The organism is Acidovorax sp. IB03 (assembly GCF_016406015.1).
GTDB classification, from domain to species: domain Bacteria; phylum Pseudomonadota; class Gammaproteobacteria; order Burkholderiales; family Burkholderiaceae_C; genus Acidovorax; species Acidovorax temperans.
On sequence record NZ_JAEFCH010000008.1, the window covers coordinates 110,996 to 128,901 of the forward strand.

Consider the following 17,906-nt stretch of genomic DNA (forward strand, 5'->3'; position numbering starts at 1 on the left):
GCGTGCCCACCTGGCGCGCACCGCCATTGATCGCGCAGGCCTGCATCTGCGGGCCGCGCTCCACCTGATTGAAAGTTGAACAAGCCATGAATGCCCACCTGCCCCTGATTGCCGACATCGCCGACCCGCAGCTCACCCAGGCCCTGCAGCACAAGCTGGACCACAAGACCAAACCCCTGGGCTCACTGGGCCGCCTGGAGCAGCTTGCGCTGCGCCTGGGCCAGATCCAGGGCACGGCATCCCCCCGGCTGGAGCAGCCGCAAATGGTCGTTTTCGCAGGCGACCACGGCCTGGCCGCGCGCGGCGTCTCGGCCTTTCCGAGCGACGTGACCTGGCAGATGGTCGAGAACTTCCTTGCCGGCGGCGCTGCCGTCAGCGTGCTGGCACGCCAGCATGGCCTGGCGCTCACGGTGGTGGACTGCGGCGTGGCCCGCGACATCGCCCCGCGCGAAGCCGCCCCCGGCCAGCCGCGCCTGCTGCCGCGCAAGGTGGCCCCCGGCACGCAAGACGCCAGCCAAGGCCCGGCCATGAGCGCCGCGCAATGCGCCAAGGCGCTGAACAACGGCATCGAACTGGTGCGCGACCTGCCGGGCAATGTGCTCCTGCTGGGTGAAATGGGCATCGCCAACACCTCAGTGGCCTCGCTTCTGCTGGCGCGCCTGTGTGGCATTTCGCTGGCTGAATGCACGGGTGCCGGCACCGGGCTGGACGCTGCCGGTATCGAGCGCAAACGCGCCGTGCTGCAACAGGCGCTGGATGTGAACGCCGCCGCCACCGCACCGCTCGATGCCCTCGCAGCGCTCGGCGGCTATGAAGTCGCCACCATGGTGGGCGCCGTGCTGCAGGCCGCGGCTGAGCGCCGCGTGATTCTGGTGGACGGCTTCATCACCAGCGCCGCCGTGCTGGTTGCCAGCCGCCTGCAGCCCCATGTGCTGCAACGCTGTGTGTTTGCCCACCGCTCGGGCGAACGCGGCCACCAACTCATGCTGGCGCAGATGCAGGCCGAGCCGTTGCTCGACCTGGGCTTGCGCCTGGGCGAAGGCTCCGGCGCGGCGCTGGCCTGGCCCCTGCTGCCCTCGGCCTGCGCCATCCTGCGCGAGATGGCGAGCTTCGAAGCGGCAGGGGTGTCGGAGCAGACTGCGGCAGCATAAGAATCTGCCTTTGCGTTGCCACTACTGAGCAGCCGCAAAGTGTGCTGAATGCTATTAAAGTGATAGCTGCTAGCGCTTATCAGATAAGCGCTGCAGAGCTATTTGGTTTGAGTTTTGAGCAGCCCCGCTCAGGGGCCACTCCCATCGCGTGATGGGGCAGCCCGCCGCTGTCAGACAGGACTGACACCAGCGTAGGAACTCGTCCCGCCGATGCCTTGAAGATTGATACCTATCCTCACGGTTTTCAACAGGAGGAAGCATCATGCCGATCTGGTTCTGGGTTGTGGGCTTGCAGGCCATTGCGGTGGCTGCTGCTACGGCTATCCTGACGGCGGCCAGTCGGTTTTGAGGCCCTGTGGCGTCTGCTGCTTTGCAGTCGCTCAGGTGCAGAGGGCTTCAGTGACCGGGTTCCCCTGGCAGGCGCTGCTAACCCGCACCAGCACCCAGCTGCGCTGTCACGCGCTGGTCAGCCGATGGATCAGTTCAGCGTGTTGCGGGTAGCAGGCAAGTAGCTGTTTCGCTTGCGCCAATTCAAAGTCAGCAAAGTCAAAACCGGGTGCCACCGTGCAGCCCACCAGGGCAAAGTCGCCTTCTGCCAACTCTGCGCCAAACCAGCAGCCCGCAGGCACCACGGCCTGGAAGTGTTCGCCCGCAGCCAGGTTGGCGCCGAGTTTCCACTCCTGGTACGTGCCATCTGGAAAGATGCCGTGCACGCGCAGTGTGGAGCCAGCATAAAAGTGCCACACCTCGTCAGACTGGATGCGGTGCAGCGCCGAGATGTCGCCTGCCTCCAGCAAAAAGTAGATGGCGGTGGAAGCAGACCGGTCTCCGTCAAACCGCGCGGGCAGGGCTTGTGCGGCAAGCTTGTCGCTGGCGCGGTAGGTTTCCTTGAACCAGCCTCCTTCGGGATGGCGGGCCAGTGCCAGTTGTTCGATGAGCGTCTTAGCGGTGGTGCTGTGCATGGGCAGAAGGTTAATGCCTATGTCAGCCGGCTGCGAGGGTAGATGCAACGATTCAAGGGTGTTGCGACGAAATACCTTGATTCGTCTCTGGGGTGGTTCAGGTTGTTGGATCGATCAGACCCCAGGGGGGCTGCAGCCCGCACTGGTGCTGGAGGCGGCCATGGGAAATCAAAGTGTCACTAGCATTCGCCAGAAGAGCCTCTTTTGCCTTCTGGCGCCCGTCAATAAAGCGCAAGATGCTATGAAATCAGGAGTGCTGAGTGCAAAAAAAGCCGCCTTCGTGAGAAGGCGGCTTGCGGGGCTGCTGCCGCAGGGGCAGCGGTGCCGATCGGTCAGTCCAGCGTTGCGCCAGAGGTCTTCACGCGTTCGCCCTGCACCTTGAGGTCGCGGGCCAGGAAGGCCTTGTATTCGGCGGGGGTGGAAGCCACGGCCACGTAGGAGTAGGCGTCCACGTTGGTCTTGCGGAACTCGGGGTCCATCAGGATGCGGCGCACATCGGCGGCGATTTTTTCCACGATGGCTGCGGGCGTACCAGCAGGGGCGACGAGGCCGATGTTGAACACGGCGTCAATGTCCTTCACGCCAGCTTCCTTGAACGTAGGCACGTCAGGCAGGGCCAGGCTACGTGCCTCTGACGAGACGGCCAGGGCCTTGAGCTTGCCGGACTTCACGTGCTGCTCGATCACCGACACACCCAGCACGGCCGAGTCGATCTGGCCGGAGATGACTTCCGGAATCAGCGGTGCGGCGCCCTTGTAGGGCACATGCACCATTTCCAGGCCTTCTTGCTTGGCGAACATCGCCAAGGGCAGGTGGACGATGCCGCCCGCGCCGGAGGAGCCATAAGTCAGTGGCGTGCCCTTGGCGTTTTTGGCCAGCTCGATGAACTCCTTCAAGGTGTTGGCCTTGGAGGCCTTGGGCACGAAGAACACCATGGGCACGCTGATGAGGCGCGAGATGGGGGTGAAGTCCTTCTCGGGGTTGTACGGCAGCTTCTTGTACAGGTGCGGGTTCATGGTGAGCGCGGCCTCGGTGGCGGCGAACAGTGTGTAGCCGTCAGCGGGGCTCTTGGCCACAAATTCCGCGCCGATGATTTCATTGGCGCCGGTTTTGTTGACCACCAGCACGGACTGGCCCCATTCCTTGCCCAGGCGGGTGGCCAGCACACGCGAGAGGTTGTCCACCGGGCCGCCAGGTGCGTAGGGCACGACGATGCTCACGGGCTTGGAGGGGAAAGCAGGGGCTTGGGCGTGGGCCCAGGGCAGCGCGAGGGTGGCGGCCAGCGACAGGGCCAGGTGGGCAAGGGTGCGTTTTTTCATGATGGGGGGAGAGAACAGAAAAGGAAATCGAAGGCTGCGGCTGGTGCACAGGCACGCAGGCGCATCGCACCAGCACCCCGCTGTAGGGGCGCGTGGTGCAGGCAGCCCTGCCAGCAGCGGGTAAGGCGAATCAGTCGAGCTTGATGCCGCGTTCCTGGATCAGCTTGGTCCAGCGTTCGCTTTCGCGCGCCAGGTGCTGTGCCATTTCTTCGGGCGTGGAGCCCACGGGTTCGGCGCCGATGGTTTCAAAGCGCTTGACCACATCGGGGTCTTTCATGGCTTCGAGCAAGGCGGCGTTGACCTTAGCCACGATGTCCTTGGGCGTGGCGGCGGGCATGAATACGGCGAACCAGGGCGAGACCTCGTAGCCGGGCAGGCCGGCTTCGGCCAGCGTGGGCACGTTGGGCAGCGACTTGGAACGCTTGGCAGTCGTCAGGCCCAGTGCGCGCAGCTTGCCCGATTCAATGTGCGGGCGCGCCGAGGTGATGCTGTCGAACATATAGTTGACCTGGCCGCCCAGCAGGTCGGACACGGCCGGGCCGCTTCCCTTGTAGGGCACATGCAGCATATCCACCTGCGCCAGCGAGGTGAATACCTCACCCGCCAGGTGGATGGAGGTGCCGTTGCCAGCCGAGGCGTAGGTGAGCTTACCGGGCGCCTTGCGCGCGGCGGCAATCACGTCCTTGGCGGTCTTTACGTCGGGCTGGGTCGCGTTTGTCACCAGCACGTTGGGCACCACGGCCAGCAGGCTCACCGGGGCAAAGTCCTTGATGGGGTCGTAACTCAGCTTGCCGTACAACGGCTTGTTGGTGGCCATGCCGATGGAGGTGATCATCAGCGTGTAGCCATCGCCCGGCTGCTTGGCCACGAAGTCGGCACCAATGTTGCCGCCCGCGCCGGGCTTGTTCTCGATGACGAAGGGCTGGCCCAGCGTCTTGCCAGCCTTCTCGCCCAGCGTGCGCGCAATGGCGTTCATGGCGCCGCCCGGAGGGAAGGGCACCACCCAGCGGATGGGCTTGCTGGGCCAGGAGGCAGCAGGTGCCTGGGCGCGGGCTGCAGGCAGGGTGGCCGAGGCCAGGGCGCAGGCCAGCAAGGCCAGCGTCTGCCGTTTCGTCATCATGGTCTTGTCTCGTTATGGGGTTGTTGCAGGTGCTGCAGGAATCAGATGGCCGAGGGGTGCGTGGCCAGAGGGGTCACGTGGATCTTCATGAACGGGAACAGGGGCAGGCCCTGCAGCAGCTGGTGCAGCTCGTCGTTGGATGACACGTCGAAGATGCTGTAGTTGGCGTATTCGCCCACCACGCGCCAGATGCTCTTCCAGCGGCCATCGCGCTGCAGGTCTTGCGAGTAGGCCTTTTCGCGGGCCTTGATTTCATTGGCCTGGGCTTCGGGAAGGTCTCGGGGGATGTTCACATCCATACGAACCAGAAACAGCATGGTTTGCTCCTTGAAGGGGTCAGAAAAATGGGGCGCGTTGCCCATCAGGCAACGGTTGGGGTGGTGGGTGCCATATCGACATGCACTGGCGCCTGGCCCTGGCGTGCGCGGTCAAAGCGGTTGAGCTGTGCAAGCGACACCTCGACGCCAAAGCCGGGGCCGTCGGGCAGTTGCAGTGCAAAGTTGGTGATCGGCATTTGCTGCTCCACGATGTCGTCCACCAGCAGTTGCGGGCCAAACAGCTCGCAGCCGTGGTGTTGTGCGCCCAGGGTAGAGAACACATGGGCCGATGCGGCGCTGCCGAGCGATGTCTCCAGCATGGTGCCGCCATACCAGCCGATGTCGGCCGCTTCAGCCACCGCCGCAATCTTTCGGGTGCGCACCAGGCCGCCATGCTTGGCCACCTTGAGCGAGAAAACATGGCTGGCCTTGAGGCTGGCCAGCATGAACGCGTCTTGCGGGGTACACACGGTTTCGTCGGCCATGATGAGTGCGCCGTCCAGCGTGGCGGTGAGGCTGCGCAGCGCCTCCACGTTCCAGCGCGCCACGGGCTGTTCGATCAGCGTCACGCCGGCTTCCACCAGTGGGGGCAGATAGCGGCGGGCGGTGTTGCCGTCCCACGCCTGGTTCACATCCACCGTGAGCGTGGCCTTGCCTTGCAGGCCGCGGGCGATTTGTGCTACGTGCGCCACGTCGTCCTCGGGTGCGCGGGCGCCAATTTTCATCTTGAAGATGTGGTGGCGTTTTTGCTCCAGCCGCAGGTGCGCCTCTTGCAGGTCGCGCGCCACGTCGCCACTGGCCAGCGTCCAGGCCAGGGGCAGGCTTTGGTGCACCTTGCCGCCCAGCAGTTGCCAGGCAGGCATGTTCAGCGTGCGGGCTAGGGCGTCCACCAGCGCCATTTCCACCGCGCTTTTGGCGAAGGCGTTGCCCTTGCAGGCACGGTCCATGCGTGCCAGGGCACTTTCAAAGCCGCCGCCAAACTCGCCGAGCAGTGCGGGTGCCAGGTACTGCGTAATGGCGTGGAGGATGCTCTCAGGCGATTCTTCGTTCCACGAAGGGCCGCCGATCGTGGCCGCCTCGCCAAAACCGCAGGCACCGTTCTTCAGCCAGAGCTGAACGATGACGGGGCTTTGCCGGCTGATGGAGCCGAACGACAGCTTGTGCGGGCGAATGGTGGGAATGTCCAGAATGCGCGCCTCAATGCGTTCAATGGCAAAGCCCGCCAGATCGTGCGCGGGGTTTTCTGTAGCGGAGGACAAAAGAGTCATGCGTGTATAGGTTCTCAACGGGCCGCCCAGGGGCGGGGCAAAGGCTTGGGCTGACTTCTGCATGGTGAAGTGTTGCTCGCGGCCAGTGCGGGGTATGGGTGGGGCTGTCGCGCTGCGTTTTTCAACGTGCTTCGACAGGTTTTCCGCGCGAGGATAGTTTTTGCAATGAAACTAATCCAATGATTCCTTTGGAACTATTCGTTCGATACCATCGATGATTCGAGACACCCGTGTGCAGGCCACATAGCCGCCTTTGAAGCTTTGCTCTGCCGGTCTTCCTTGCCCTTCACGCCCACCCACCATGGAAATCCGCCAGCTTCGCTACTTTCTCGACATCGCGCGCACCGAGCACCTGACCCAGTCGGCCCACAACCTGTTTGTCACGCAGTCCACCTTGTCGCACGGGCTGCGGCAACTGGAGCAGGAGCTGGGTGTGGACCTGTTCGACCGTGTGGGGCGGCGGCTGCGGCTTTCGCAGGCCGGGCTGGCGTTTCGGGTGTATGCGGCGCGGGCGTTGCATGAGATTGAGGCAGGCCGTATGGCGCTGGCCGATCTGGGGGCGCTGCAGTCGGGCTCGCTCACGGTGGGCGTCATCCCCACTTTTTTGCACACCCTGGTGCCTGCGGCGGTGGCGGCCTTCAGCCGGGCCTATCCGGGGGTAAGCGTGGTGGTGCGGGACCTGCGCGCTGGGCCCATCGAAGAACAACTGGTGGAGGGCTTGCTGGATGTGGGCATTGCCTTCTACCCCACCGAACGCGAGGACATCGACACCGAGCCCTTGTTTGAAGAGCGCATGCAGCTGGTGGTGAACCCCGCCCACCCCCTGGCGCGGCGCAAGAGCCTGGCGGTGAAAGACCTCGCCCAGGTGCCGCTGGCCATGTTGCCGCGTGCCTTCGCTACCCGGCGGCTGGTGGATGACAGCCTGCGCGCCGCCGGGGTGGTGCCCCAGGTGCGGGTGGAAATGGAATCGGTAGAAGGGCTGCTGGATGTGTGCCGCTGGGGTGACCTGGCCTGCATTGCGCCCGAGCGTGCGGCCCGGCAGGCGAGTGATCTGCGCACCATTGAACTGCGCTCGCCCGCCATGGTGCGGCACGCGGGCATTCTGTGGCGCAAGGGCGCTTCGCGCAGCCGCGCAGCGCTGGAGTTTGCGGCCTTGCTCAAACAGTAAGGCGCGCGTGATGTCTGGTCAGGCGGCTGTGGTCTTGGGCTGGTAGTCGCAATAGCTGCTCACCGCGCATTCCCAGCAGCGAGGCTTGCGTGCCTGGCACACATAGCGGCCGTGCAGGATGAGCCAGTGGTGCGAATCCACGGCGTATTCCTTCGGCACGCGTTTCATCAGCTGCAGTTCCACAGCCAGCGGGTTTTTGCCCGGCGCCAGGCCCGTGCGGTTGCTCACGCGGAAGATGTGCGTGTCCACCGCCATGGTGGGCTGGCCGAAGGCCACGTTCAGCACCACGTTGGCGGTTTTGCGGCCGACGCCGGGCAGTTGTTCCAGTTCTTCGCGCGTGCGGGGCACCACGCCGCCGTGCCGCTCCACCAGAATGCGGCAAGTCTCCATCAGGTGCCGGGCCTTGCTTTTGTAGAGGCCAATCGTCTTGATGTAGCCCTCCAGCCCTTCCAGCCCCAAATCCAGAATGGCCTGCGGCGTGCCCGCCACCGGGAACAGTTTGCGCGTGGCCTTGTTCACCCCCACGTCGGTGGCCTGGGCTGACAGCAGCACGGCGGCCAGCAACTCGAACACGGTGGTGTATTCCAGCTCGGTGTTGGGCAGGGGGTTGGCGGCCCGCAGGGTGGCAAAAAAGGGTTCGATGTGGGCGGTTTTCATCGGGTCAGCACGGTGTGGGGCTCTGCCTGGCGGCAGGCCGGTGGATCCATAGCGCCGCATTGTCGGTCAGGTGGGGGGGCAGTTGCTGGCGCAGGTGGGCAATGAAGGCGCGCACGCCTTCGGGCAGGGTGCGACCGGCCAGGGTCTGCAGCTCAATGTCACGTTCGGCCGTGCGGCTGTAGGTGAGGCCAATGTCGGCTTCGGTGTTGAGCACCGCCTGCGTCACAGCGGCGGGGGCCGCCACGCGCAGGTGGAACTGCATGCCGGGGTGCTGCTCGCGGAACTGGGCCATGGCCTTGGGCAGAAACTCAATCGCAAAGCCTGCCGAGCAGCACACCCGGATCAACCCGCGCCGCAGGCCCTGTAGCGCTTCGATGTCGGCCACCACACGGTCGGCCTCCAGTGCATTGCGCAGCGCGTGGGTGGCCAGCAGCTCCCCGGCAGGTCTGGCGGCCACACCTTCAACCCCGTGTACGGCACCACGCGCAACGCCTTTGACCCACAGCGCTCGGCTGGCGGCAGCAGCGGTGGCGCAGGGGTGGTCGTGGCTTTGCGCATGCTGCCGGTGGCCGATGGCTCGGACATGATGGGGTCGCTGCGCACCCCCTCGGCGTTCAACAACGTGTATGGCCTGCGCACCTCCATGGGCTGCGTGCCGCATGGGCCCACCGACGAGGTGTTCTTCCAGCAGTTCAGCGTGGCGGGCCCCATGGCGCGCAACATTCCTGATCTGGCGATGCTGCTGTCGGTGCAGGCGGGGTTTGATGCCCGCCTGCCGCTGACCCGCAGCAGCGAGGGCTCCCAAGACTGGAGCTGGGCGCTGGAGCGGGACTTTCGCGGCACACGCATCGGCTGGTTGGGTGACCTGGGCGGTCACCTGCCGACGGAGCCAGGGTTGCTGGACACCTGCCGCGCGGCGCTGGGCCATTTCAAAACCATTGGCTGCGCGGTGGAGGAGGTGACCCCCGCGTTTGATTTTGAACAGATGTGGCGCGCCTGGATCGACCTGCGCAGCTTCATGGTGGCGGGCGCCAACGCGGCGCTGTACCGCGACACCGTCCGCCGCGCCTTGCTCAAGCCTGAAGCCCTGTGGGAGATCGAGCGCGGCCTGGCCCTGTCGGCCATGGTGCGCAGCCCCCTGTTGGCTGCAGAGCGCCGTTGATGAGCGTGACTGAGTGATGCACAGCCGCTGTTGTTTCGTGTTTCTTTTCCTGCTTTGAGGAGTTTGCGCCATGGCCATGACACGTTTTCGCTTTCTTTCCTGCCTGGGCGCTGGTGCCCTGGCGCTGGGCTTGCACGGGCTGGCGCAGGCGCAGGGGTACCCTTGGCGCCCGATCAAGTTCGTCATTCCCTATGCCGCAGGCGGCGCCACCGACATCCTGGGCCGCTTGCTCGCCTCGGGATTGAGCGAAAAGCTGGGCCAGCCCGTGGTGGTGGAAAACCGGCCTGGCGCAGGCACCGTGCTGGCAGCTGGGCAGGTGGCCAAGGCGGCGCCGGATGGCTACACACTGCTGGCCGGGGCCAGCACCACGCTCACGCTGAACCCGGCCATTCGCAACAACCTGCCCTATGACCCGGTCAACAGCTTCACACCGCTGGGCCTGGTGGCAGACATGGGCCTGACGCCCGCCTGGGGCAACGGCGAAGCCTTGCGCAGCCGGGTAGAGCGCGAGCTGCCGCTGATGCGCGCCGTGGCTGCGCGTGCGGACATCCGGGTGGATTGAGGCGGGGGCGGCGCGAAGGGAGCGTTTCCGGGGGCGGTAAATAGCCCGCGCCTGCAAGAAAACTGCGCCGCAATTGGCGACAATGGCGGATTCATTGCCCACAGGAATGCCGTCCCATGCAATTTGCTGATCGCCTCAACAACGTCGAAACCTCTGCCATCCGCGAACTCTTCAAGCTGCTGGGCAAGCCCGGCATCATCAGCTTTGCGGGCGGCTTCCCAGACAGCGCGATGTTTGACGTGGAAGGCATCCGCGCTGCCAGCAACGCCGCCTTGGCGGAAGAACCCGGCGCTGCGCTGCAATACGGCGCCACCGAAGGCTACAACCCGCTGCGCGAACAACTCGCCGCCTTCATGACAGCCAAGGGCGCCACGGATGTGGCGGCCGACAACCTCATCGTCACCACTGGCAGCCAGCAGGCGCTGGACCTGCTGGGCAAGACCCTCATCAGCCCCGGCGACAAGGTGATCGTGGAAGGCCCGACCTTCCTGGCCACCATCCAGTGCTTCCGCCTGTACGGCGCTGAACTCATCAGCGCACCCATTGACGGCAATGGCGTGAAAACCGACGAGCTGGAAAAGCTGATTGCCGAGCACAAGCCCAAATTCGTCTACCTGATCCCCACCTTCGGCAACCCCAGTGGCGTCATGCTGAGCCTGGAGCGCCGCAAGGCCGTGCTGGAGATGGCCGTGAAGCACAACACCCTGATCGTGGAGGACGACCCCTACGGCGACCTGTACTTTGGCGATGCACCTCCCCCCAGCCTGCTGAACCTGTCAGCCACCGTGCCCGGCAGCCGCGATCTGCTGGTGCACTGCGGGTCCTTGAGCAAGGTGCTCTCGCCCGGCCTGCGCGTGGGCTGGATGATTGCCCCGGCCGAGCTGCTGGGCAAGGCCACCATGTGCAAGCAGTTCAGCGATGCACACACCAGCACCTTTGCCCAGGCCACGGCCGCGCAGTACCTCAAGGCCGGCCGCATGCCCGCCACGCTGGCCCATGTGCGCAAGGTGTATGCCGAGCGCGCCCAGGCCATGGGCGATGCGCTGCGCAAGGAACTGGGCGACGCCATCGAGTTTGTGCAGCCCCAGGGCGGGCTGTTTGTGTGGGCGCGCCTCACGGGCGCGGGTGGCAAGGTGGCCGACGGCAACGTGCTGGCCAAGCGCGCGATTGAAAAGGGCGTGGCCTTTGTGCCCGGTACGCCGTTCTTCTGCGCCAACCCCGACCACGCCACCTTCCGCCTGTCGTTTGCCACGGCCGATGTGGACAAGATCCGCGAAGGCGTGGCACGCCTGGGCCAGGCGATCTGATTCGCCGCGTTCAGGGGCAAGCGCTGTGAAGGCCTGGCTGTCCAGCCTCGTTCTGCTGGGCTTTTGTGCATGGGCCAGTGCGCAGGGGCTGGAGCCCTCGGCGCCCACCCCAGGCTTTGACTGCGGTGCGGCGGAGAAGACGGTAGAGCACTGGATCTGCGCCAGCCCCGAACTCATGCAGGCCGATGAGCGCCTGACCCATGCCTACCGCACCGCGCAGGCCAAGCCCGACGGCGATGCCGCAATCGCGGCCCTGCGTGCGGCGCAACTGCGGTGGCTGCGCCAGCGCAACCGCTGTGAAGACGTGGCGTGTGTGGCAGCTGCGTACCAGCAACGCACAGAAGATTTGCAGGCTTCCAACCGGCGTGTGCTGGTGCTGGATGCGAAGGGCATCGCCCCGGTGTTTACACGCACGCTGCCGCACATCAATGACACGGTAGGGGTGTGGAACATTGCGCTGCGGCGTGCACAGCCTGCGGCGTTCCAGGTCGAGCTGTATGTCGATCCCGCCGACGCGCGCCCTTGGACATTTGGAGGCCCGGGCGTGCGCATGATGTGCTGGCCGCCTGACCGTCGCGAAGGCTACGCATCGCGGTTTGAATACACCACGCGCTCATGGGGTGACGCGTTTCGCCCCGCAGAACGCGCAGGCCAGCGCGGCTACATCCTGCTGCGCTTTGTGCTTGGCAAGGATCTGCCGTTGAACGAAGACATCCTGTGCCACTTGGCGCTGACCGAATGGCTGCTCGAGCGGCCCAGCCAGCTCTACATCACCGAAGTCCAGCCCTGACGCTGTGCCCACCCGATAGCTCCCATGACCTCACCCCTTACCGACGAAATCCTTCAACGGCTTGAAGCACTGGAAATCAAGGCCAGCTTCACCGAAGACCTGCTGGACCAGCTGAACCTGACCATCTACCAGCAGCAGCAACTCATCGACCGGCTCACGCACGAAGTCATCCAGCTGCGCCAGCAGGCGCCCGAGGCTGGCTCCAACGGCCCGCGCAATTTGCGAGACGAGCTTCCCCCGCACTATTGAGCGCCGGGGCGGGTGGCCCGGCCGCCGGCTCACCAGGTTCCCAGTGGCCGCCGCGCTCGCGCGTTGCGTACCCGCGCCAACTCTGGGGTGTGCTCTGTAATTCATCGCCGCTCCGCGTTAGGATGCAACGCTTGTTTTGCATTCCACCAGGGCACCCCTTTCTATGCCGCCTGTCGTCAACCATAACGACCCCAGCATGCGCCGCATGGTGCAGGTGGCTGGCTGGCTGGGTGGCCGTGGTGGTGGGCGCTTTGGTGGCCCTGCTCCTGTTGCGCGAAGAGCAACCCCAGTGGAGCCGCCTGGCGCTGAACCTGTGCGTGGCCGGTGTAGGGGCCACCACCTTGGTGGCGCTGCACCTGGGGCGACAGGCGCTGGCAGCCGGGTTGCTGGTGTGGGGTGTGTGGGTCGTGGTGTCGCTGGTGGCGGCCAGCAATGGCGGCATCAACAGCCCCAACCTGCTTATTTATCCCGTTCTGATCGTGTTGTGTGCCTGGCTGCTGGGCGGCCGCTCCACCGTGGGTTTGCTGGCGGTCACCGGCGGTTTGTTTGCGTTTTTCCTGTGGGCTGATCAGCATGGGGCTCTGCCCGCCATGCGCCCCCACAACCGCTGGGCGTATGCGGTGTACCTGGCAGGCATCGTGGGGCTCACGGCCGCAGCTACGCTGCTCTCGCGCAAAAGCTACCTCCGGCGGGTGCATGAGGCCCAAACCATGGCCCAAGACCTGAAGGCCCGCGACGCCGAACTGCGCAAGCTGCTGCGCGTGGTGGAGCAAAGCCCTGAGAGCACGGTCATCACCGATCTGGACGGGCGCATCGAATTTGTGAACGATGCCTTTTTGGAGCGCACCGGCTATGCCCGCGATGAAGTGCTGGGCCGGCTGAGCAGTGAGGTGTCCGCCAACGGCCTGGGGCCCACGCAATGGCAGGGCATGCGCGAGACCCTGGAGCGTGGCGAGTCCTGGGCGGGCGAGCAAAGCAATTTGCGCAAAGACGGGGCGGTGATCAGCGAGTCCGTGGTGGTGGCCCCTATCCGCCAGCCAGACGGGCGCATCACCCACTATGTCGAGCTCAAGCAGGACGTGAGCGACCGCAAGCGGGCCGCGCAAGAGATACACCGGCTGGCGCATTACGACTCGCTCACCAGCCTGCCCAACCGGTTCATGCTCATTGAGCGACTGGCCAGCCTGCAGGCCCGCCACCAGCGCTCGGGCGACGATGTGCACGTCTTGCTGCTGCTGGATCTGGACCGGTTCACCAACTTCAACGATGCCCGAGGCAGCGAGATGGGCGACCGGCTGCTGTGCGCCGTGGCCTTGCGGCTGGCCGAGCTGCTGGGCCCGCACGATTTGCTGGTTCGTGTGGCGGGGGACGAGTTTGGCATTGTGCTGCACGACCTGGGCATCGACGCTACGGTGGCAGGCCGCCGTGCCCTGGCGTTCGCCGACCAGATCCAGCAAGCCTTTGTGCGCCCGCTGGCCTTGGGCGACACCGGCGAAGAGGCCCAGCTGGGTTTGAGCATGGGCCTGACGCTGTACCCGCAAGGGGTGGATGACACGCCGCTGGCTGCCATGGGGCGCGCGGGCACCGCGCTGCACCGGGCCAAGCATGCGGGCGGCGCCCGGTCGGCCTTTTTTGAGCAGGGCATGGGCGCGGCGGCGGCCCAGCGCTTTCAGGTGGAGCGGGACCTGCGCCACGCCATCGGCGCGCAAGAGCTGCGGCTTTATGTGCAGCCCCAGGTGAATGTGCGTGGCCAGGTGACGGGCGTGGAGGCCCTGGTGCGCTGGCAGCACCCGCGCGATGGCCTGTTGACGCCGGGTGCGTTCATTCCGCTGGCGGAGGAGTCCGACCTGATCGTGAGCCTGGGTGAATGGGTACTGGCGCAGGCCTGTGCCGTGGTGGCGCAGCCCGACTTCAGCCGGCGTCGCCTGCGCATGTCCGTCAACCTCAGTGCCCGGCAGTTTCGCGAGGATGGCTTTGTGCCCAGCCTGCGGACCTTGCTGCGCACCACGGGGGCAGACCCCACGCTGCTCACGCTGGAAGTCACCGAAGGTCTGGTGATTGATGACTTTGACGATGTGGTGTCGAAAATGCGCGAACTCGTCGCCCTGGGTGTGGAATTTGCGCTCGATGATTTCGGCACGGGCTACTCGTCGCTGGCTTACCTCAAACGCCTGCCGATCCAGGAGCTGAAGATCGACCGCTCGTTTGTGAACGAGGCCCCGAGCAACGAGGACGACGGCGCCCTGGTAGAGGCCATCTTGACCGTTGCCAGCCAGTTTGGCTTGCGTGTTGTGGCCGAAGGGGTGGAGACGCAGGAGCAGGTGGATTTTCTCGCCCAGCGCGCACCCGCCATGGTCTACCAGGGCTACCTTTTTGGGCACCCCGAGCCTGTGGACCAATGGATGGCCCGACAGACTCCCGATATGCCCCAAGGCCCCGGGCCGCATTGAGCGGAGCACACGGGCCGCTGGGTGCTGCTGGGTGCTGCTCTGTAGGGTTAGCCGATTTGATGCCAAATCAGTGCCTAAGCCTTTATTTAAAAGCGCAAGCAGCTATCAAAAACGTAGCAATACATCCTTTGTTGGCCGCCTTGGCACCGTGGGTGTCGGTGACCAGCAGGCTGACTTCAAGGCGAAGCGCCGTTACCAGTGCAACGGTTCCGCCTCACCCAGCCAAAAAATCCAGCGCCCTGTTTCGGCATACGGCGAAGTGCTGATCGAACAGGGGTCCATGCCTGCCCCCAGCTGCCGCAGCCACACCACATAGCCGCTGTGGCTGGCGGCGACGATGGTGGAACCATCGGGTGATGTATCCAGCGCGTTCAAAGCGCCGCCAATGTGGTGGTGCCACAGCAGCTGTCCGTCATCGCTGAGCGCATGCAGGTAGCCTGCCGCATCGCCTTCCATCACCGTGCCCCGCAGCGTGGTCGTGGCATCCACCCGCCAGCTTTGGCGATGAAACGGCTGCAGCGCGGCAGCGCCTGGGAACGATGGGTACTCATGGAGGCCACCCCCAGTGCCTTCGGGCGGCAGATGCAACACCCCGGTATGGCCTGTGTAAAGGTGGCAGGAATGGGCCAGCAGCCGTGTGCTGTCGTGGGTGAAGGTGGCGTGGTGAGCGCAGGCCGACAGTGGTGCCCACCGGCCCAGCACCTCGCCCCGCGGGTTGAGCAAGAGGTGCTGGCTGCCCTGGTCGCCCACGGCGATGAAGCGCTCGTCGGGTGACAGCGCCATGTGCAGCAGGGGCTGTGCCTGTGGCTCTTGCGCATCTGGGTGCTCAGGGGCATCGGCTGCTTCGTCGCTTTCCGCTCTGGGGTACAGCTGTTGCGCTGCGTAGGGTGTCAGCAGGTACACACCGGTGGCGTCACGCCACAGAACGCGCAAACCATCGTTGAAGGGCAGGATCTCGTCACACCCGGCAGTCCCCGGCCTTGCGGCTTTGGCGTGGTGGGGCAGGTGCAAGCGGGTGATCACCGGCCCATCCCAGCCCGCGTGGGTGGTGACTTGGTGACCGTCAAACTTGGCAAAACATTGCCGGTTGGGGGAACGCCCCGCACCGTGCAAACCTGCCACCACCGTCGCCTGCAGGCCTTGCAACAGCCACCAGTGCGTGCCGTGCGGGCCACCTTGGGCCACCCGCACCACGGCGCGGTCATCGTCCAGCAGCAGCAAGGGGCCTGCGGGCTGGCCCGCCCGGTAGGCATGGGCCGCCAACGCATCGGGGGCAAAGGCAAAGCGCTGCCGAAAGCGTGCCGCCAGGCCCGCATCGGCATGGCGGTGCACTTCGTGCGCCAGTTGCAAGACGGCTTCGGCGTCCGCTGTACGGGGGTCATCCAGCGCTGGCATGGCGTCGGCTGCAGCGCCAAACAGCGAAAGGTCTGCATCCGCCGCTGCCTGCCCCATGGCCTGCGCAGGTGGCGCGTCGGCAACGGCGAGTTGGGTGCGGGCTTGCTGTGCGTAGGCCTGGCCCGTGGCTTGCCACTGGCCCGAGCGCTGCATCCACTCGGCGCCGAAAACGGCGGTATCGGGAATATTGGGTGCCAACGGCGGCACGGTGAGCAGTGGCGCAGCGGGGGGGCGTGGTGGCTGGGCCTCGTGGGCCATGGCTGCCGTCAGGCGCTCGATGTGCGTTTGCGCCTGTCGGTACAAGCGCAGCAGGCGCGCCAGGTGCTCTGCCGCGTCGGGTGGAATGGGCGTGCGCGGCTCGCTTTGCCGCTGGCTGTACGCTACCCGCAGCAGCGGCGGGCCTTCGCGGGCTTCTTCAATGTCGATCTGGTAGGCGCTGTGGGCGTTGTCAGGCGCATCGCCAGGGCCGTCATCACCGTTTTTCCAGCTCAGCTTGAAAGCGCGGCCCCAGGGCTCGCCCTGGTGCAGGCAGGGCTGGCGTGCGCCCATCCAGAACTGGCCTACCCACAGGCCGTTTTTTTCGCTGTCCCACCAGTCGTTGTAGCGCTCGGTGAACAGGGGCGTGGACGTGAGGGCCGTGAGGCGCGCGGGGGTGATTTCTTCGTGCAGGGCCGCCCACAACGCGTGGTGCGCGCGTGCCTGGGCGGTGCCTTTGCGCACATAGTCCAGCACCCCGCGCCACGCTTGCTGGCAGGCCCGCTGGGCGGCGGGGTCTGCGCCATCTTCATCGCCCAACGCCAGCGGGGCCCATGCACCGGCAACGCCTTGCTCATAGGGGCGGTAGAGCACCACCAGCCCCGGCGTGCTGCCCGTGCTGCGGGCACTGGGCACCACAGGGTGTTGCCCGCCGTGGCGCTTGAACAGGCGCTGGAGCCGACTCCACCCGCCGCCCAGCCAGCCTTGCGCGGGCTCGGGGCTGTCCACCCCCAGGTAAAAGTCCCATTGTTTCCATACGGTGATGAAAACGCTGTCTTGCCGCGCATCGCCGTCGCTGTCTACATGTTTGCGGCACAGCGAAAAGTCGGTCTGCCCAAACCAGCCTTCGGCCGTGAATTGCTTGGGCGCTATCAGGGGTGACTGCACGGCGGCCCTGATATTGGCCACGCTGATGGATTCGTCCTGGAAAAAGGAGGGGACAGGCGGCAGCAGTGCATGCACTGCGGCGGTGGGCTGCGTCACAGGCTGCTGCGCCCTGGCGGCTTCCACCAGCGCGGGGGCGTTCAGCATCTCGGCCAGGCTACCTGTTCCGGCGTTGTCGGCATCCAGGTACTGGGGCTGGAGTACCAGGCCCAGTGTTTCATGGTCCGCAGGCTGCCAAAGCGCCGAATCGCCCGCTGGGTCGACATCTTGCAGCGTGAAGTCAAAGCTGGGCGGTTGGTTCCACTGCGGTGCATACCCGCGCGTGAACAGTCCCACCTGCGCAGTGGATTGGCCCAGCACCGTAAGGCCACCGGGCGCGCCATCGCCCCACAGCAATGTGTGTACCGACAGGTTGCCTTGCACATGCAGCTGGCCTTGGCGCAGCAGGGCGCAGTGCACCTGGGCATCGCCCATCACCAGCGCATGTACGGCGGGGCTCGATGGTTCGGCCGCGCTTGCAGGGGTGTGCCAGCCGCCCGTCAGTGCCCCTTGCAGGCGCAAATGGCCGTCCACCCACAGCAGGGCACCGCCGGGGTGGGGCGCACTGCCATCCAGCGCGGTGGAGGGCAGGGGGGGCAGCCATTGCCCGTCGCTCGACAGGGTGGTGACCAGATCAAGCGCCACCATGTCCAGGTCGCCCTCTACCCACCACACCGGCAGCGTGGCCCAGCGCTCGGGCGCTTGCTCCAGGCGCTGCGCCAGCCAGCAGGCGGCAGGCAGCCGGTGGGCCAGCGATGCCAGGGTGGTGAGCTTGACCGAGGGAAATGCCATGGAGCGAAAGCGGTGTTCAGAAGCGAAGGCGCATCGTAGCCCTTCCACGTCGCCAAAC

13 protein-coding genes and 4 pseudogenes are annotated in these 17,906 nt (G+C 65.6%); 9 read left to right on the top strand and 8 right to left on the bottom strand.

Annotated features, from left to right (window positions below; genetic code table 11):
- Window positions 1-86 precede the first annotated feature (86 nt).
- Complete coding sequence (gene cobT / locus IHV84_RS06925; protein ID WP_198846306.1) at window positions 87-1,151, top strand: nicotinate-nucleotide--dimethylbenzimidazole phosphoribosyltransferase; 1,065 nt, start codon at window positions 87-89, stop codon at window positions 1,149-1,151.
- A gap of 455 nt (window positions 1,152-1,606) precedes the next feature.
- On the opposite strand, the gene IHV84_RS06930 is transcribed toward cobT, so the two are convergent.
- Window positions 1,607-2,113, bottom strand: coding sequence for a cupin domain-containing protein (locus tag IHV84_RS06930; protein ID WP_198846307.1), 507 nt, complete (start codon window positions 2,111-2,113; stop codon window positions 1,607-1,609).
- On the opposite strand from IHV84_RS06930, the pseudogene IHV84_RS20345 reads away from it, so the two are divergent.
- Window positions 2,102-2,224 (top strand): annotated as a pseudogene (locus IHV84_RS20345) (IS1595 family transposase); the annotation flags it as partial. The gene IHV84_RS06930 and the pseudogene IHV84_RS20345 overlap by 12 nt on opposite strands.
- A 221-nt stretch (window positions 2,225-2,445) precedes the next feature.
- Here IHV84_RS20345 and IHV84_RS06940 read toward each other — a convergent pair.
- The 4 genes from IHV84_RS06940 to IHV84_RS06955 all read right to left on the bottom strand — a co-directional run bounded on the left by IHV84_RS06940 (window position 2,446) and on the right by IHV84_RS06955 (window position 6,137).
- Window positions 2,446-3,432, bottom strand: a complete 987-nt coding sequence (locus tag IHV84_RS06940) for a tripartite tricarboxylate transporter substrate binding protein (RefSeq protein WP_198846308.1) — start codon at window positions 3,430-3,432, stop codon at window positions 2,446-2,448.
- Window positions 3,433-3,562: 130 nt separating this feature from the next.
- The gene (locus IHV84_RS06945) at window positions 3,563-4,552 is read right to left on the bottom strand and encodes a tripartite tricarboxylate transporter substrate binding protein (protein WP_370541213.1); all 990 of its coding nucleotides are present in this window, start codon (window positions 4,550-4,552) and stop codon (window positions 3,563-3,565) included.
- A gap of 41 nt (window positions 4,553-4,593) precedes the next feature.
- Complete coding sequence (catC, locus tag IHV84_RS06950; RefSeq protein ID WP_044396268.1) at window positions 4,594-4,869, bottom strand: muconolactone Delta-isomerase; 276 nt, start codon at window positions 4,867-4,869, stop codon at window positions 4,594-4,596.
- 44 nt (window positions 4,870-4,913) lie between these two features.
- Window positions 4,914-6,137, bottom strand: coding sequence for a muconate cycloisomerase family protein (locus IHV84_RS06955; RefSeq protein WP_198846341.1), 1,224 nt, complete (start codon window positions 6,135-6,137; stop codon window positions 4,914-4,916).
- Window positions 6,138-6,438: 301 nt separating this feature from the next.
- Here IHV84_RS06955 and cynR point away from each other — a divergent pair, with 301 nt between their 5' ends.
- On the top strand, window positions 6,439-7,305 hold the full coding sequence (gene cynR / locus IHV84_RS06960) for a transcriptional regulator CynR (RefSeq protein ID WP_198846309.1): 867 nt from the start codon (window positions 6,439-6,441) through the stop codon (window positions 7,303-7,305).
- Window positions 7,306-7,323: 18 nt separating this feature from the next.
- On the opposite strand, the gene nth is transcribed toward cynR, so the two are convergent.
- Complete coding sequence (gene nth, locus IHV84_RS06965) at window positions 7,324-7,962, bottom strand: endonuclease III (protein ID WP_044396274.1); 639 nt, start codon at window positions 7,960-7,962, stop codon at window positions 7,324-7,326.
- Between the two features lie 148 nt (window positions 7,963-8,110).
- Window positions 8,111-8,422: pseudogene (locus IHV84_RS06970) on the bottom strand (LysR substrate-binding domain-containing protein); the annotation flags it as partial.
- On the opposite strand from IHV84_RS06970, the pseudogene IHV84_RS06975 reads away from it, so the two are divergent.
- From IHV84_RS06975 to IHV84_RS07000, 6 genes and pseudogenes are all read left to right on the top strand, one after another.
- Window positions 8,411-9,088: pseudogene (locus IHV84_RS06975) on the top strand (amidase family protein); the annotation flags it as partial. The pseudogenes IHV84_RS06970 and IHV84_RS06975 sit on opposite strands and share 12 nt — an antisense overlap.
- Before the next feature lie 106 nt (window positions 9,089-9,194).
- Window positions 9,195-9,584 (top strand): annotated as a pseudogene (locus tag IHV84_RS06980) (Bug family tripartite tricarboxylate transporter substrate binding protein); the annotation flags it as partial.
- Window positions 9,585-9,802: 218 nt separating this feature from the next.
- Entirely contained in the window at window positions 9,803-10,993 is a 1,191-nt protein-coding gene (locus tag IHV84_RS06985; RefSeq protein WP_198846310.1) for a PLP-dependent aminotransferase family protein, read from the top strand.
- A gap of 25 nt (window positions 10,994-11,018) precedes the next feature.
- Complete coding sequence (locus tag IHV84_RS06990; RefSeq protein WP_198846311.1) at window positions 11,019-11,783, top strand: lysozyme inhibitor LprI family protein; 765 nt, start codon at window positions 11,019-11,021, stop codon at window positions 11,781-11,783.
- 24 nt (window positions 11,784-11,807) lie between these two features.
- Window positions 11,808-12,032, top strand: a complete 225-nt coding sequence (locus IHV84_RS06995; protein WP_066692138.1) for a SlyX family protein — start codon at window positions 11,808-11,810, stop codon at window positions 12,030-12,032.
- 254 nt (window positions 12,033-12,286) lie between these two features.
- A complete protein-coding gene (locus IHV84_RS07000; protein ID WP_370541215.1) occupies window positions 12,287-14,482 on the top strand; it encodes a putative bifunctional diguanylate cyclase/phosphodiesterase in 2,196 nt (731 codons plus the stop codon).
- Window positions 14,483-14,674: 192 nt separating this feature from the next.
- Here IHV84_RS07000 and IHV84_RS07005 read toward each other — a convergent pair whose 3' ends face one another.
- On the bottom strand, window positions 14,675-17,848 hold the full coding sequence (locus IHV84_RS07005; RefSeq protein WP_198846313.1) for a WD40 repeat domain-containing protein: 3,174 nt from the start codon (window positions 17,846-17,848) through the stop codon (window positions 14,675-14,677).
- Between the last annotated feature and the right edge of the window lie 58 nt (window positions 17,849-17,906).

Coding starts and splice junctions, on each gene's coding strand:
- cobT (WP_198846306.1), top strand. CDS start 87: ATGAATGCCCACCTGCCCCTGATTGCCGACATCGCCGACCCGCAGCTC.
- IHV84_RS06930 (WP_198846307.1), bottom strand. CDS start 2,113: ATGCACAGCACCACCGCTAAGACGCTCATCGAACAACTGGCACTGGCC.
- IHV84_RS06940 (WP_198846308.1), bottom strand. CDS start 3,432: ATGAAAAAACGCACCCTTGCCCACCTGGCCCTGTCGCTGGCCGCCACC.
- IHV84_RS06945 (WP_370541213.1), bottom strand. CDS start 4,552: ATGATGACGAAACGGCAGACGCTGGCCTTGCTGGCCTGCGCCCTGGCC.
- catC (WP_044396268.1), bottom strand. CDS start 4,869: ATGCTGTTTCTGGTTCGTATGGATGTGAACATCCCCCGAGACCTTCCC.
- IHV84_RS06955 (WP_198846341.1), bottom strand. CDS start 6,137: ATGACTCTTTTGTCCTCCGCTACAGAAAACCCCGCGCACGATCTGGCG.
- cynR (WP_198846309.1), top strand. CDS start 6,439: ATGGAAATCCGCCAGCTTCGCTACTTTCTCGACATCGCGCGCACCGAG.
- nth (WP_044396274.1), bottom strand. CDS start 7,962: ATGAAAACCGCCCACATCGAACCCTTTTTTGCCACCCTGCGGGCCGCC.
- IHV84_RS06985 (WP_198846310.1), top strand. CDS start 9,803: ATGCAATTTGCTGATCGCCTCAACAACGTCGAAACCTCTGCCATCCGC.
- IHV84_RS06995 (WP_066692138.1), top strand. CDS start 11,808: ATGACCTCACCCCTTACCGACGAAATCCTTCAACGGCTTGAAGCACTG.
- IHV84_RS07005 (WP_198846313.1), bottom strand. CDS start 17,848: ATGGCATTTCCCTCGGTCAAGCTCACCACCCTGGCATCGCTGGCCCAC.